This window comes from Pseudomonas sp. BC42, from assembly GCF_021560055.1.
Classification (GTDB): domain Bacteria; phylum Pseudomonadota; class Gammaproteobacteria; order Pseudomonadales; family Pseudomonadaceae; genus Aquipseudomonas.
Genome location: NZ_CP091067.1, coordinates 1,887,355 through 1,901,740, shown reverse-complemented (window position 1 = coordinate 1,901,740; position 14,386 = coordinate 1,887,355). Strand labels below are relative to the sequence as shown.

The window sequence follows — 14,386 nt, the reverse complement described above, 5'->3', positions numbered from 1 at the left end:
GATGAAAGCCAATGCCACGGCTTACAGCCAACGCCTGCTGCGCGGCCAGGCGCCCTCCTATGAACGTCTGCAAGCGCGCTTTGCCGAAGACGGCAGCGAACCCGGCAACGCCCCCATTGCCCTGCACTGCGGCTGGGGCCGACTGCTGATCGGCCACACCTTTCCCGATCCCGGCAGCCTCGCCGCGGAACTGCTCAACGAGCAGCCCGGTGAACGCGACATTGCTCTGTATGTGGCCGCGCCGCAGCAGGTGCTGGGCCTGGAACCGACGCAGCTGTTCCTCGACCCTTCCGACACCCTGCGCCTGTGGTTCAGCGACTACCGCCAGGCCACCCGGGTGTTTCGCGGCTTCCGCATCCGTCGCGCGCAAAGCGAGTCCGACTGGCAGGCCATCAACCGCCTGTACCAGGCACGGGGCATGCTGCCCATCGACCCGCAACGGCTGACCCCGCGCCATCAGGGCGGTCCGGTGTACTGGCTGGCCGAAGACCAGGACAGCGGCGCGGTGATCGGCAGCGTCATGGGCCTTGATCATCACAAGGCCTTCCAGGACCCGGAGCACGGCAGCAGCCTCTGGTGCCTGGCGGTGGACCCCGATTGCAGCCGCCCGGGCGTGGGCGAAGTGCTGGTGCGGCATCTGATCGAACACTTCATGAGCCGCGGCCTGAGCTATCTGGACCTGTCGGTGCTGCACGACAACCGCCAGGCCAAGAGCCTCTACGCCAAGCTGGGCTTTCGCACCCTGTCGACCTTTGCCATCAAGCGCAAGAACGGCATCAACCAGCCGCTGTTCCTCGGCCCCGGGCCCCAGGCGGACTTCAACCCCTATGCCCGGATCATCGTCGAGGAGGCCCATCGCCGTGGCATCGATGTCCAGGTGGATGACGCCGACGCCGGGCTGTTCACCCTCAGCCACGGCGGTCGCCGGGTGCGCTGCCGGGAATCCCTGAGCGACCTGACCAGTGCCATCAGCATGAGCCTGTGCCAGGACAAGAGCCTGACCCACAAGGTGCTCAAAGAGGCCGGCCTGAAGCTGCCCGCCCAGCAACGGGCGGGCAACGCCGACGACAACCTGGAGTTTCTCGACGAGCACCAGCGAGTGGTGGTCAAGCCGTTGGACGGAGAACAGGGACAAGGCGTGGCCGTGGATCTGAGCACGATTGAAGAGGTGCAGCGCGCCATCGACCAAGCCCGCCGCTTTGACAGCCGAGTGTTACTGGAAAGCTTCCACGAAGGGCTGGACCTGCGCATCCTGGTGATCGGCTTTGAAGTGGTGGCCGCGGCCATTCGCCGTCCCGCCGAGATCATCGGCGACGGCCAGCACTCCATTGGCGCGTTGATCGAGGCCCGCAGCCGCCGACGCCAGGCGGCCACCGGCGGCGAAAGCAAGATCCCCCTGGACCAGGAAACCCAGCGCACCCTGCATGCCGCCGGTTACGACTACAACAGCGTGCTGCCGGCCGGGGAGCGGCTGTTCGTCCGACGCACCGCCAACCTGCACACCGGCGGCACCCTGGAAGACGTCACCAGCCTCCTCCATCCGGCCCTGGCCGACGCCGCCATCCGCGCGGCCCGGGCCCTGGACATTCCGGTGGTCGGCCTGGATCTGCTGGTGCCCGCGGCGGACCAGCCGGACTATGTGTTCATCGAGGCCAACGAACGCGCCGGGCTGGCCAACCACGACCCGCAACCCACTGCCGAGCGTTTTATCGACCTGCTGTTTCCCCACAGCCAACCTGCGCCTTGATCCTTCACCGGCCAGCCGGCTCCTACCTTCATTCGTAGGAGCTGGCTTGCCAGCGAAAGCCCTCTTCAGGCCTCTCACTGCCTCATCGAAACCATCGATGGCCTTTTTCATCCGGAGTTTCCATGACCCGTCAGATTCCCCAGCCCGATCTCGCTTACCTGCAGAAAGTCCTTCTGGAAATGCTCGCCATTCCCAGCCCCACCGGCTTTACCGACACCATCGTGCGTTACGTTGCCGAACGCCTGGAAGAACTGGGCATTCCCTTCGAGCTGACCCGGCGCGGCACCATCCGCGCCACCCTCAAGGGCCAGAAGAACAGCCCGGACCGGGCGGTGTCCGCGCACCTGGACACCATCGGTGCCAGCGTTCGCGCGGTGAAAGACAACGGCCGCCTGACCCTGGCCCCGGTGGGCTGCTGGTCCAGCCGCTTTGCCGAGGGTAGCCGGGTCAGCCTGTTCACCGACAACGGCGTATTGCGCGGCAGCGTGCTGCCGTTGATGGCCTCCGGCCACGCCTTCAACACGGCGGTGGATGAGCTGCCCATCAGTTGGGACCATATCGAACTGCGCCTGGACGCCTACTGCACCACCCGCGCCGATTGCGAATCCTTAGGTATAGGCGTGGGCGACTTTGTCGCCTTCGACCCGCTGCCGGAGTTCACCGAAAGCGGCCACATCAGCGCCCGGCACCTGGATGACAAGGCCGGCGTCGCCGCCCTGCTGGCAGCGCTCAAGGCCATCGTCGACAGCGGTGAGTCGTTGATGATCGATTGCCACCCGCTGTTCACCATCACCGAGGAAACCGGCAGCGGCGCGGCGGCGGCCCTGCCCTGGGACGTCAGTGAATTCGTCGGCATCGACATCGCCCCGGTCGCCCCGGGCCAGCACTCCAGCGAACACGCGGTCAGCGTGGCCATGCAGGACTCCGGCGGCCCTTACGACTATCACCTGTCCCGGCACCTGCTGCGCCTGGCTGCCGAGCACGAGTTGCCGGTGCGCCGCGACCTGTTCCGCTACTACTTCAGCGACGCCCATTCGGCGGTCACCGCCGGCCATGACATTCGCACCGCCTTGCTGGCCTTCGGTTGCGACGCCACCCACGGCTACGAACGCACCCACATTGACAGCCTGGCGGCGCTCAGCCGCTTGCTCAGCGCCTACATTCTCAGCCCGCCGGTGTTTGCCAGCGATGCACAACCGGCCCAGGGTTCCCTGGACCGCTTCAGTCATCAGCTGGAACACGACACCCAGATGGAAAGCGACACTCGGGTGCCCTCGGTAGACAGCCTGGTGGGCACCAGGTCCTGAACCGCGACCCGGGGTTTGTGCGCGCTACAACTGGCGGCACGGCCCCGGGCGCAGTAGCATCCGGGATTGTTTTTCGGAGGCCCCCATGCTGATTCCCCACGACCAACTTGAAGTCGACACCCTGACCCGTCTGATCGAAGACTTCGTCACCCGCGAGGGCACCGACAACGGCGATGAGACGCCTCTGGAAACCCGTGTGCTGCGGGTTCGTCAGGCCCTGAGCAAGGGCCAGGCGGTGATCGTTTTCGATCCGGACAGCGAACAGTGCCAGTTGATGCTCAAGCACGACGTGCCCAAGGAGCTGTTCGACTGATGCCTGGACCGGCCCAAACCTTTGGGCCGGGATGCTCAACCGTTGGAAAAGCGCGGGCCGAACAGAATCACACTGGCCCCGATCACACACAGCAACAGCCCCAGCCAGTCCGAGCCCAGGGGCCGCACCCGCTCCACCACCGCCAGCCAGCCAATGGACGCAACGATGTAGATGCCACCGTAGGCGGCATAGGCGCGTCCGGCGTAAGTGGCTTCGACTTTGGTCAGCAGCAGGGCGAACAGGGTCAGGCTGATCAGGGCGGGAATCACCCACAAGGCGCTCTTGCCCTGGCGCAGCCACATCCAGAAGGCATAGCAGCCGGCGATTTCAAACAGCGCGGCGAGGAAGAACCACAGGTAATTGAGCATGCAAGGTCTCGTCAGGATTGCCAGGTGCCGGCAACCCTAACGAGGCCAAGGGGGTGGAGCAAGCTCAAGGAGCGCTCTGTTTGGCCTTGGCGCGCATCTTGTCGGCCATCAGGGTCATTTCGTCGTACAGCGCCTGAGGGGTCTGCTGCTTCAGGGCCCAGGCCATGCGTCCCTGCTCGTGGGGCAGGATCATGAACTGGCCGGCGTTGACCTGGGTGTGGATGTAATCGGCAATCTGGGCGGCGGTAATCGGCGAGCTTTCCAGCAATTTGCCCACCTGGGCCTTCATGGCCGGGGTCGGACCACGGAAGGAATCCAGCAGGTTGGTCTGGAAGAACGACGGGCAGACCACGTGCACGCCGACTTCCTGCTGCGCCAGCTCGACCAGCAGGCTCTCGGACAGCGCCACCACGCCGGCCTTGGCCACGTTGTAGTTGCTCATGGCCGGGCCCTGCATCAAGGCGGCCATGGAGGCGATGTTGATGATTTTGCCCTTGCTCTGTTCCAGCAGCGGCAGAAAGGCCTTGCAGCCCTTGACCACGCCCATCAGGTTGATCGCGATCTGCCAGTCCCAATCCTCCAGGGACAGCTCGCTGAAGAAACCGCCCGAAGCCACACCGGCGTTGTTGACGATGATGTCGATGCCGCCGAACTTGACTTCGCAAGCCTGGGCAAACGCCGTCAACTGGCTGTAGTCACGCACGTCGCAGCGCTGCACGAAGCCGTCGCCACCAGCTTCGCGGACCCGTTTCAGGGTTTCCTGCAGACCCGCTTCGCTGACATCGGACAAGGCCAGCCGCCAGCCATCGCGGGCCCAGCGCAAAGCGATTTCGCGACCCAGGCCGGAGCCCGCGCCAGTGATCATCATGCGATTGTGCATAAGAGTTGCCTTGTTGTTCCGGGGAAGATGGGCCGCAGTGTAGCGAAGGCCCCTGCGCCACCCACGCACCATCAGGCTGCTGAATGCCCCGGGCAAACCACTGGCCGGGTGCACGGTGCCGCGCGACCGATGACAGACGCAAAGGAAATAACCCGGGCAGCGCAATACATTAAAAAATTTGGAATTATCTCGATAGGCGCAGAGTCGGATTTATTAAGCGCTTGGCTTTATTCATAAAGCCAAGTTGTCCTTGAACAACTGCGTTGTTCAACTCTATTCAATTCAAGGAAACCACCATGGGCACCATTCTGATCGTCATTCTGATTTTGCTGCTGATTGGCGGCCTGCCTGTATTCCCCCACTCCAGAAGTTGGGGTTATGGCCCTTCGGGAATCATCGGCGTCGTGCTGGTGGTGCTCTTGGTGTTATTGCTGCTGGGCAGGATTTGAATCAGCCAGACCGCTTTAGCGTGAACTGACTACTGAAACAGCCAGCGTCCTGACGACAGGACGCTGGGCAGGGTTCACAGACGAGTGAAGAACCCCCGTTCATTCATACATGAACGTCACCGTGGCGTTGGCCAGGACATCGCCTGCCGTTACTTCCGGACCGTACTGAATGTAAAAGGCAGTGAGCGGGATACTGAGTCTTTCGTCATCGACAGTAGTTTGCGAAGTCTTGAACTCAGTGCGGGTGCCAAACATTTGCTGGGTCTGGCTGCTGGCATCACCTTGAACCAGGATCAGGCCCACACCCTTGGCCATGCCTTTCCCCACGCTGTTTTTTAAAATATGCAGGTCGGTATTGAGCCCGGTGATGTAATAGGCAACCTTGACGCCTTTGTCACACTTAAGATCGATCGCAAACGACTTGGGGCCGATCGGAGTGGCATCCGGCTCGAACTTGCCCAGCGGAACAGTGGGCATGGTGACCGTTTGCACCGGACGGGCGACAGTACAACCCCTGCTCTGAGCGGTGTAGGACACGTTATTGAACGAAATCTTATTGCTCAATTGGTTGTGATAATAAATCTCGATCTTGTGATCGATGAACTTTCCCGAGCTGATGGTGCCGGTCTTCACCAGTTCGAACTTGAACTTATGCGGCGGTGAATAGGTGGTGGCGTTCAACCGACGCTCGAACCTGGGCCATTCCATGTAAACACCGCCCTCGTTGTACCAGTAGATCCGCATGCCAATCCCCGGCACTCCCGTCTCATAGACATGCTCAAAGGCGGTCTTGGTGGCGCCCCCGACAAAGCCGTAGTCAAACCAGAGCCCGTTGCCACTACAGGTCATGGTGGTGTTGCCCTGGTCTATCTCCTTGACCAGGATAGTGCTGCCCACCGGAATATCGCGCGGAGGCTTGAGCATGGCGAAGTCGGCACTGGTGAAGGGTGTCGACAATGGTTTTCCGGTGCATGTGGCCAGAGCGTGATTGCCATAAATGGTGGCAAGCAGTAACCACGCGATTAAGGACCATCGATTGTTGAGCAGGACTTTGATACTCATCCCTTACCTACCTGTTTAAGTTTGCGCCGCCCTTATGGCAGGGCAACTCCAATTGCTGGTAATACTCGTCATTCGAGGAGGGGGCGCTGGGCATGCGATAAGAGGCCAGGCAACTCTGCCCTGCCCCCCACTGAATCAACAACTGCCCCTGACCTTCCAATCCCCGAACAAAGGCTCGGCCGCCCTGTCCGACCTGCGTCAACACCTCCCCATTGGCACCGAGAACTTGCGCGCCCAAGGGGATCATCTGGCCATCATCGCGTACCAGTTTGAGCAGCACGGCCGTCCCCACCACGGTCGGATAACGCAGCATGACCACCGCCCCCGCACGCGGAGCTGTCTGTTGCGAGGTCATCTCCAGCTCGACATCCCGAGAAGTGCCCTTAGGGTCCAGGGCCATATCGTTGCGTCGATAAGGCGTAAGTCCGGTCACGACTGCATAACCGTTATCAGCGATCCGCGTGTTGGCGTTACTCAGGACCTGAGCCCCTTTGGCCCCGGCGGCTTCGAGTACCGCCATGGTTTCGCCCTGCCCCGAGGTGGCGTTGATGCCGCCCGGGTGGGCGACCAGAGTGCCTTGCATGGCGAAGCTGGCTTGCTGATAGTTCTGGCCACGGCTGGCGCTCAGGTTGTAGTTGGCATGGGCCGCGTCATAACGCAGGTTGCCGCCATAGTTGCTGTTGCTTTGCCCCGCATAACGATCACGTGAACCGTAGAGGCTGTAACCGACCTGGGCGTTTTCGCCGAGACTGCCACTCAAGGAGCTATTGACGCCGTGATTGCCGCTGGCGTCGTAGTTGATGGACGAGCTCAGGTAGGGTGAATAGCGGCTGCGTCCCAGAGGCAAACTGATACTGAGCAGGTATTGATTGTCCATGCTGCCCCCTGCGCTGCGGGTGCGGGCGGCGCTGAAACTGAAACTTCCCCAGCTGTAACTGTTGGAGTACCCCACCTGATAGCTCAGATCCCGCCCCTGATCGCGACTCCAGTAATCCTGCGCCAGACCGGAAAAGTTCAACTGCCCCATGCGCTCGCCTATCGGCTGACTCAGGCTCAACTGCAGCCGACTGCGTTGCTTGAACGACCGGTCTTGCGACGGGCTGTCCCGCAGGCGAGCGTACTCGTCGAAGTTCAGATAACCCTCACTGGAGAACCGATAGGCCGCCACGCTGAAGTTGGTGGCAGTGGTTTCAATCAGCTTGTTGTACGACAAGCGCAGGCTGCGACCACTGAGTTGCGTGGGGCCGTCAGCCTCTGAATCGTTCAAGCCCGAGGCCTGGGAATGGGTCAGATCCAGCGCCACCGCTCCCAGGGAAGTGCTCAAGGCCACGCCGCCCTGCCAGGCCCGATAATCCTGAGCCAGGATACTGCCGCCATAACCGGTCCACAGATTGGACAAGCCGTACTGATAGGTTCCCTGGACAAAACCGGGCAGCGTATCCAGGCTGTCATCGCGGTAGCGTCCGGCACTCAGGCTGAAGCGCGAACTGCCGGGCCGCAGTAACTGCGCCATCGAGGCATAGGGCACCACAAAACTTTTGGTCCGCCCATCGGCTTCGGTGATGGTGACATTGAGGTCACCGGCGTAGCCCGCGCTGTTCAGGTCATCGATGGCAAACGGCCCCGGGGGCACCGTAGTTTCATGCAACAGGTTCTGGCCCTGACGCACGCTGACCTTGGCGGTGGTATCGGCGACGCCACGCACCACGGGCGCAAACCCACGCATCGAATCAGGCAACATGCGCTCATCGCTGCGCAGTTGTACGCCGGTAAAGGAAAAGCTGTCGAACAGATTGCCGGGGGTATAGAACTCCCCCAAGGTCAGCTGGGCCTGGGCTGCGGTGATATCGCGCTGCACATAGCTGCTCAAGGCGTTGTACTGGCTGCGACCGCCGGAACCTGACTGATCGTCATAACTGTAGGAGCCATTGTGTCGCAGGCGCCATTGGCCCAGGTTGAGCCCCGTATTGAGGCCGCTATAAAACTGGCGACTGCGCTGTCCGTTGCTACGGTTCTCGGACAGGTTGTTGCTGTAGCCGAGAAAGCCTGCATTGACCCCCGCATCCCACTCTTTGGACGACACATAACCGCGCTGGGTCCGGCTCAGGTACAACTGAGGAATGGACAGATCAGCGCGCAAGTCGGCCATGTCCACTTCCAGGCGCCCCTGAGGCACCATTTCGTCGGGCCCCAGGCACTCGGCGGCGCGGGCCCGGTTGACCTGGTCCTCGGGCAGCCGGGTGAAATCAACGCCCAGTTGCTCCAGCAAAGCGGGTGGCAGGCAGGGCTCGACCCTTGAACCATCGGCCACGGTCCTGAGCAGGATCTCTTGAGTCCCAACCCGGTTTTGATTGAGATACACATCAAGCCGATAAGTCCCGGGCGTCAGCGGATTACCTTGCTCATACCTGGACAGGTCCAGCGTTTCTCCACGACTGTTGCCAAAGAACGCCGGATTGAAACGAATCGGCTCGTCAGCCGCGCTGACATCAATAACCATCCACGATCCGATCAGCGTCATGCTGCCCAGAATAAAACCATCACGCACAACCAAACACTTTCTAGAGTAAGCAAGTACGCAACTCACAAGTAACAGCAACTTTTTTGACAAAGCACTCATCTAACCTGCCCGAACAGTCAGTACGATGGGTCAATGACGAAAATACCGAGGCAAATGCCTCGGCACGAACATTAAGCAGGGGATAAAACCAAGAGCTTTTTCTGGAGTATTTTATTGTTGCAGCTTGGCCTCAACGCGCACATTGACTCCAAAATCGTTGATCCATTCGTACATCACACCCACCCCGACCTCGGAGGCCTTGGGTGTTTGTTCAAAAACAAAATCAGCAGATGATTTTGGAGCAACCATATGACTTTCTACTGTTACAGCCCGACCATCTTTGAGCTTTAACTCAACCGACTTGAAAGACACATGAAAGGCTCCATCATTGTGCACCTGCAAGACAGTATCCTTGCCAGACTTGGATAAATTCCAGCGCAGTTTTTCCGCACTTTCAGTGGAACTTCCCGGAAGATCCGCAGGGCGGAAAAACAACTTCAGACGCGTACGAAACGCCAGTTGCATGTGATTGCCGACCTGCGCACTCGCCAGTGGGGGTACATCCAGCACATTGAGCCAGAACACCGACTCACGATCCTTGGGCAAATGAGTTGACGGTACAAAGGCAATCCGCAGCGACTGCCCCTTGTCGGGATCGATCCGCACCATGGGCGGCGTCACCATGAAAGGTGTATCCACCTCATCCGGCTTGGCATCGACGCGGCCATCGTCGATCCAGGTCTGTACCAGCGCCGCTTGTTGCCCCTGATTGCTCAGCCTGAGAGAAACCTCGCGCTCCTTGGCTGGATAGACAATTCGCGTGGCATCAACCACCACGCTGGCCTGGACGGATAGAGAACACAGCAAAATAGCGATACAAGTGATCAGACGTGAAATGAAACAACAAAACATGGACTCTATCGCTCACAGGATTAAGCCTCGAAGCTCAGGCTTCAAGGCTTTGATTTCACTCGTAAACAAGATCAAAGGTCAGTTCGGCTTTAACGTCCCCTGCAGTCACTGGGTCTTCACCTGCCAAGTACCGAGCAGCGAATGCAAATCGCGCCTCACTTTCATTTGCAACCACGGGCGCAAACGGCTCTTGAGCAAATGAGGCCAGTAGATGAATAGGATTACTTCCATGATCAAGCAGTTGGATCTGAGCCGTGGAACCACCTGGAGCACTGTTTATAAGAGCGCCTGTTTTAGCGTCCACTTTAGGAAACTCAAAACTAAACTTTCCTTTTAACTTAGTAGCATCACACCCCGACACATGAATAGTAAAAGGACTCGCACCTGCAAAATCACCCGAGCTTTTCAGAGCACTTGTACTCACAGGATTAAGTTTAATTTCAGAAAGCCCGTCTACCTTACATGTCGTGGGTACAACCTTACCCTCAAATGTAAGCAGCACATCATATGCAAAAGCACTGTTTGCCGCGAAGAATAGAGCCGATACAACACCCGCCGCCAAACGAAACTTTTTCATTTAATTCTCCATTTACCCATCATCGTGGCGTACTGCCGACCACACCATTCAACAATCAATGCTGCGTGCCAGATCTGGAGCTTTGTGCGTATCCGTCCGGGCCGAAGCGGATGCGATCATTACAGTCTGTTGTATTGGCTAACATCAGATGAATCCTAAAATCCAAGAAATTTCCCATTTAAACGCGAGAAATCGACTAATCACCGAGAAACTTTTCCCAAGAAGAACGGGAAATACCTCAAGACAAATCAATGGCCTCATCTGTCGACAGGCAAAAAAAAACACCCCATCAGGGGTGTTTTCTTTCTCAGCAAGGTCTTGCCAACGCTCTACAAGCGCCGACAAGTCCAAGGGTCAATCCGGCTTGCCGTTGACCACGCCGGCGGTGTTGTCGATCAGGCTCTTGGTCGCCGTCTGCAGGAAGGATTCCAGCTTCTGCTTGAGCTGCGCCTCATCGGCGGCTCCGGAAATCAGCTCGCCTCCGGGTGCTGCACCCAGTTCGTACTTGTACAGCCTGGGCGGCATTTCCTTGGGCAGGACCAGCACCCGATCCGCCGTCAGCAGCGCCACGGTCTGATCGCTACCCGACGGCTTGATCACGCCAAAGCCCTTGTCGCCTTCGGGCAGGTTGAGCAGGTCACGCCCCCAGCACTGGTGCAACACATCACCACCGAGGCGGCCCATGATGGTCGGCACGATATCGATCTGCGTGCCCACGGTGTGGTCGCGCTGGCCGAACTTCTCCTGGATACCGGGTGCGATCATCAGCATCGGCACGTTGAAACGGCCCAGGTCCATTTCCGTGATCTGTTGCTCATTGCCAAAACCGTGGTCGCCGACCACGACAAACAGCGTTTCCTTGAAGTACGGCTCCTTGCGCGCCTTCTCGAAGAACTGGCCCAGCGCCCAGTCGGAGTAGCGCATGGCGGTCAGGTGCTCGTTGAGGCTGCCACGGTCGGTGACCTTCTCCACGGGCAATGGTGTCGGCAACGCATAGGGGGTGTGGTTGGACAGGGTTTGCAGCAGGGCGTAGAACGGCCCCTTGCCATCACGGGCCTTCAACTCTTCCAGGCCCCGGTTGAACATGTCCTGGTCGGACACACCCCAGGTCGGGTCGGAGAACACCGGATTGACGAAGTCATTGCGGCCGACGAAGTTGGTCATGCCCTGGTTGCCAAAGAACCCCGACTGGTTGTCCCAGGCGAAATCACCGTTATAGACATACACATCGTCGTACTTGCGGGCGCTGAGCAGCTGCGGCAAGCCGGACAGCTTGTGGCTGCCTTCCGGGGTCTGCATCAGGTACTCGAAGCCCGGCAGGTTGGGGAAGCAAGCCATGGTGGCGAACATGCCCTGGTGGGTATGGGTGCCGTTGGAGAAGAAGCGATCGAACAGCAGGCCTTCCTTCGACAGCTTGTCGAAATAAGGGGTGATCTGACCCGGACGCTCCAGAGCACCGACCGAGTGCCCGGCGAAGCTTTCCATCAGGATCACCACGACGTTCTTGATCGGCAGGGTCTTGTCCGCATCCGGGCTGTAGTTACGGCGCACGGCGGCGATGTCCGCATCCACCAGCTTGTCGTTCGGCACCAGCAGCATGTCGCGTACGGTCTGCTGAGCCAGTGGCTGAGGCAGGGTCGCCTTCCAGATATTGTTGCGGTCTTCGGACAGGCGATCCTTGGCGGCCGCCATCAACTGCAGAGTGCCGTTGAGGCCCAGCTGGTTGGCGAAGTTCGACTCGGTGGTGTAGACGTCGCCCCAACGCATGGGCGGGCCCTGCCGCAGCGTGCCACGGGCGGCGACCACACAGATCAGCAGGCAGACCACGAACACCGCGATGCGCGCATACCAGGGCGCAATCTGCCGCGTACCGACATTGCCTCCGCTGAACGGGCCACGGGGCCGAGTGGCACGGTCAGCGCCCTTGAATGCCAGGCTGAGAATCCAGGTCCCCACAGCCCAGGCCAGCAGGTAGCGAACCACCGGGAAACCGTACCAGAGCATGCTCATCACGGTTTTCGGATCTTCTTTCACGTACTGAAAGACCAGGCCGTTGAGGCGCTGGTGGAATTCACGGTAGAAGTCCATCTCCATCAGGCCGAGGAACAGCGCGATGCTGGAAGTCACCGTCAGCCAGAAGCGCAACAGTCCGCGCGCCGCCATGGCCCGGGCACTGGTCAGCGCCAGGATCAGCGGAACGCTGAGATAGACCACCAGCCGCAGGTCAAAACGCAGCCCATTGGCGAACGCCTCAAGAAAGGTCGAAGCCGGGGTGTCGAGAATCATCTCGCGGTTGTAGATCAGCAGCGCAACGCGCAACAAAGAGAGCATCACCATCACGACCAGCGCGCACAGCAGCGTGTAGGCCAGATGGGATTTAACGGTCGGTTGCAGCAAGCGATTCGAGGATCGCTGCTGACTCAGGGCATCCGAGTTTGCCATGTCGTTTTAGGACCCATTGGAAGTTTAAGTTGCAAAGAAAAAGCGGCGTTCTGCCCTCTTTTTGTCGCCAGGGCGACGGGGATTACGCGGTGCGCAGATGTTGCACGATCACTGAAGGCATTGCCATTGATTAGTGGGCACTACCGACCAGCCCACCTCCTACGGCTCTGGAACAACAGATGGCAGGGATTTACACCAGGGGAAAAACGCCGGCGAATTGTCTTTGAGGCTTTGTGAAAATTTCGTTTAACGCATGTTTAGTCACACAAAAAGGGCCTGACGGCCCTTTTCTTCATCTTGCAACCTTCACGGGTCAGAGCCGCACATTGCCTCGCGGCCCGGCAATGGCCCAGATGATCAACCCCAAAACCGGCAGGAAGATGATCAACAGCACCCACAGGATCTTCATCCCGGTTTCGGCGCCACTTTTCAGCACGTTGATGAGGGCCCAGATATCCAGGGCCAGAATGATCAGGCCAATCAGGCCATTGAAGGTGGAACCCATGGTGTCGCTCCCAAATGATGGTGTGCCTCCTTAGGATAGCCGCCCACCTTCGGGGTTCCCCTGTATTGCACGGAGACCCGCTCAGACGTGCACGGCAATCTTCAGCGCTTCCAGGGCCGGCGCCGCGGCGATCCCGACCTCGGCACACAGCTCAAGCACTCGCGGCAGGTCATGGCCGTAGACCAGCACCATCTGCAGCTCGTCATCGAGCAACTGGCTGAAATTCATCAGCACATAGCCGCCGTTTTCCGGGTTCATGCTGCCCATCTGGATCTGGATGCGGTTCAAGGCCGTCAGGGCTTCGATCTTCGCCAGTTGCTTGGGCTTGATGTTGAAAGGCACGTCCTTGCCGAAGGAAGCGACGATCTGTGCAAACAGATCGACATAAGTGTCGGCCTGAAACAGCACGGTATCGGGCAAGCTGCCGACCACCACCCACTCGCCCAGGGGAATGGGGAAGCTGTCGTCATAGTTGATGTCCGGGTTGGCCGCCAGGAACGCCTGGGGATCGGCGTAGGCCTGGGCCGCTTCGTCGGCGATCTGCTGGATCTCGGCGTCGCCCATGCACCCGGAGCTGATTTTGCTGATGAGTTCGATAAGGGCGGTTTTCATGGGCACATCCTGTAGGCAAGGAAATTCGAGGGCGCGAAGGATAGCCTAAAGTGCGCGGCCAGACCTACGCCTGTGAGGTGCACCCGGCGCCCTCGCCCCTCGGGCCTTGACGGCTCAGGCCAGGAGTTTTTCCAGCTGTGCGGCGGTGTCCACCGCGCCCATGGTCCTGGCGGCTTCCAGGGCACTGACACCATTGCTGTCGCGCGCCTTGGGATCGGCGCCCTGGCTGATCAGGTAGGTGACGATTTCGCAGCGGTTGAACATCGCCGCCATCATCAGCGCAGTACGCCCGTCAAAGGACGAACCTTCCACTTGCGCGCCGCCCTCCACCAAGGCCTTGACCACCGCCAGGTCGCCCTTGAAGGCAGCGCCGGCTATCGGGCTCTGGCCATTGTCGTTGCGAATCTCGGGATCGGCGTTGTGCTTGAGCAGCACCTGCACGGCGTCGACATGCCCGTGATAGGCGGCCAGCATCAGCAAGGTGTCGCCCTTGTGGTTGCGCAGGTTGACCGGCAGGCCACTGGCCGCCAGCTTGTCGAGCATCTGTGCGTCACCCTGACGGGCCACGTTGAATACCTGTTCGACAAACTGGGCGGCCTCTTCTTCAGTCATCTGGCGGCTTTTGTCGGTCATCGGAAACTCCAGGTTCGGC

14 protein-coding genes are annotated in these 14,386 nt (G+C 59.8%); 4 read left to right on the top strand and 10 right to left on the bottom strand.

Translation table 11 applies throughout. The annotated features are described in order from the left end of the window. The first annotated feature begins 1 nt into the window (after position 1). The 3 genes from ngg to L1O02_RS09085 all read left to right on the top strand — a co-directional run bounded on the left by ngg (position 2) and on the right by L1O02_RS09085 (position 3,367). Complete coding sequence (gene ngg / locus L1O02_RS09095) at positions 2–1,747, top strand: N-acetylglutaminylglutamine synthetase (RefSeq protein WP_108546086.1); 1,746 nt, start codon at positions 2–4, stop codon at positions 1,745–1,747. A gap of 122 nt (positions 1,748–1,869) precedes the next feature. Beyond that, positions 1,870–3,054 (top strand): osmoprotectant NAGGN system M42 family peptidase, encoded by a 1,185-nt coding sequence (locus tag L1O02_RS09090; RefSeq protein WP_235759786.1) that lies wholly within the window; start codon positions 1,870–1,872, stop codon positions 3,052–3,054. Positions 3,055–3,139: 85 nt separating this feature from the next. Then, entirely contained in the window at positions 3,140–3,367 is a 228-nt protein-coding gene (locus L1O02_RS09085) for a YheU family protein (RefSeq protein ID WP_025127101.1), read from the top strand. Positions 3,368–3,402: 35 nt separating this feature from the next. Here L1O02_RS09085 and L1O02_RS09080 read toward each other — a convergent pair whose 3' ends face one another. Next, positions 3,403–3,735: a YnfA family protein gene (locus L1O02_RS09080; RefSeq protein WP_102860827.1), complete on the bottom strand. Its 333-nt coding sequence runs from the start codon at positions 3,733–3,735 to the stop codon at positions 3,403–3,405. Positions 3,736–3,799: 64 nt separating this feature from the next. Further along, positions 3,800–4,615, bottom strand: a complete 816-nt coding sequence (locus L1O02_RS09075; protein WP_235759785.1) for an SDR family oxidoreductase — start codon at positions 4,613–4,615, stop codon at positions 3,800–3,802. A gap of 296 nt (positions 4,616–4,911) precedes the next feature. Here L1O02_RS09075 and L1O02_RS09070 point away from each other — a divergent pair, with 296 nt between their 5' ends. Further along, positions 4,912–5,064 (top strand): DUF3309 family protein, encoded by a 153-nt coding sequence (locus L1O02_RS09070; protein ID WP_007945780.1) that lies wholly within the window; start codon positions 4,912–4,914, stop codon positions 5,062–5,064. Positions 5,065–5,163: 99 nt separating this feature from the next. Here L1O02_RS09070 and L1O02_RS09065 read toward each other — a convergent pair whose 3' ends face one another. From L1O02_RS09065 to L1O02_RS09030, 8 genes are all read right to left on the bottom strand, one after another. Further along, entirely contained in the window at positions 5,164–6,126 is a 963-nt protein-coding gene (locus L1O02_RS09065) for a fimbrial protein (RefSeq protein WP_235759784.1), read from the bottom strand. Between the two features lie 7 nt (positions 6,127–6,133). Then, complete coding sequence (locus tag L1O02_RS09060; protein WP_181321636.1) at positions 6,134–8,626, bottom strand: fimbria/pilus outer membrane usher protein; 2,493 nt, start codon at positions 8,624–8,626, stop codon at positions 6,134–6,136. Positions 8,627–8,857: 231 nt separating this feature from the next. Beyond that, positions 8,858–9,598 carry a fimbria/pilus periplasmic chaperone gene (locus tag L1O02_RS09055; RefSeq protein ID WP_060840475.1) on the bottom strand — a complete coding sequence of 247 codons (741 nt, stop codon included), beginning with the start codon at positions 9,596–9,598 and terminating at the stop codon, positions 8,858–8,860. Positions 9,599–9,653: 55 nt separating this feature from the next. Next, positions 9,654–10,175, bottom strand: coding sequence for a fimbrial protein (locus L1O02_RS09050; protein WP_082729923.1), 522 nt, complete (start codon positions 10,173–10,175; stop codon positions 9,654–9,656). Between the two features lie 354 nt (positions 10,176–10,529). Continuing rightward, positions 10,530–12,617 (bottom strand): LTA synthase family protein, encoded by a 2,088-nt coding sequence (locus tag L1O02_RS09045; RefSeq protein ID WP_060840476.1) that lies wholly within the window; start codon positions 12,615–12,617, stop codon positions 10,530–10,532. 313 nt (positions 12,618–12,930) lie between these two features. Continuing rightward, positions 12,931–13,122: a PLD nuclease N-terminal domain-containing protein gene (locus tag L1O02_RS09040; RefSeq protein ID WP_235759783.1), complete on the bottom strand. Its 192-nt coding sequence runs from the start codon at positions 13,120–13,122 to the stop codon at positions 12,931–12,933. 81 nt (positions 13,123–13,203) lie between these two features. After that, positions 13,204–13,734 carry a hypothetical protein gene (locus L1O02_RS09035; RefSeq protein ID WP_060840478.1) on the bottom strand — a complete coding sequence of 177 codons (531 nt, stop codon included), beginning with the start codon at positions 13,732–13,734 and terminating at the stop codon, positions 13,204–13,206. 114 nt (positions 13,735–13,848) lie between these two features. Then, positions 13,849–14,367, bottom strand: a complete 519-nt coding sequence (locus tag L1O02_RS09030) for an ankyrin repeat domain-containing protein (RefSeq protein WP_060844321.1) — start codon at positions 14,365–14,367, stop codon at positions 13,849–13,851. Positions 14,368–14,386 lie beyond the last annotated feature (19 nt).

Bases quoted from the DNA above. Each gene is read 5' to 3' on its own strand.
- ngg (WP_108546086.1), top strand. From the start codon at position 2: ATGAAAGCCAATGCCACGGCTTACAGCCAACGCCTGCTGCGCGGCCAG.
- L1O02_RS09090 (WP_235759786.1), top strand. From the start codon at position 1,870: ATGACCCGTCAGATTCCCCAGCCCGATCTCGCTTACCTGCAGAAAGTC.
- L1O02_RS09085 (WP_025127101.1), top strand. From the start codon at position 3,140: ATGCTGATTCCCCACGACCAACTTGAAGTCGACACCCTGACCCGTCTG.
- L1O02_RS09080 (WP_102860827.1), bottom strand. From the start codon at position 3,735: ATGCTCAATTACCTGTGGTTCTTCCTCGCCGCGCTGTTTGAAATCGCC.
- L1O02_RS09075 (WP_235759785.1), bottom strand. From the start codon at position 4,615: ATGCACAATCGCATGATGATCACTGGCGCGGGCTCCGGCCTGGGTCGC.
- L1O02_RS09070 (WP_007945780.1), top strand. From the start codon at position 4,912: ATGGGCACCATTCTGATCGTCATTCTGATTTTGCTGCTGATTGGCGGC.
- L1O02_RS09065 (WP_235759784.1), bottom strand. From the start codon at position 6,126: ATGAGTATCAAAGTCCTGCTCAACAATCGATGGTCCTTAATCGCGTGG.
- L1O02_RS09060 (WP_181321636.1), bottom strand. From the start codon at position 8,626: ATGGTTATTGATGTCAGCGCGGCTGACGAGCCGATTCGTTTCAATCCG.
- L1O02_RS09055 (WP_060840475.1), bottom strand. From the start codon at position 9,598: ATGTTTTGTTGTTTCATTTCACGTCTGATCACTTGTATCGCTATTTTG.
- L1O02_RS09050 (WP_082729923.1), bottom strand. From the start codon at position 10,175: ATGAAAAAGTTTCGTTTGGCGGCGGGTGTTGTATCGGCTCTATTCTTC.
- L1O02_RS09045 (WP_060840476.1), bottom strand. From the start codon at position 12,617: ATGGCAAACTCGGATGCCCTGAGTCAGCAGCGATCCTCGAATCGCTTG.
- L1O02_RS09040 (WP_235759783.1), bottom strand. From the start codon at position 13,122: ATGGGTTCCACCTTCAATGGCCTGATTGGCCTGATCATTCTGGCCCTG.
- L1O02_RS09035 (WP_060840478.1), bottom strand. From the start codon at position 13,734: ATGAAAACCGCCCTTATCGAACTCATCAGCAAAATCAGCTCCGGGTGC.
- L1O02_RS09030 (WP_060844321.1), bottom strand. From the start codon at position 14,367: ATGACCGACAAAAGCCGCCAGATGACTGAAGAAGAGGCCGCCCAGTTT.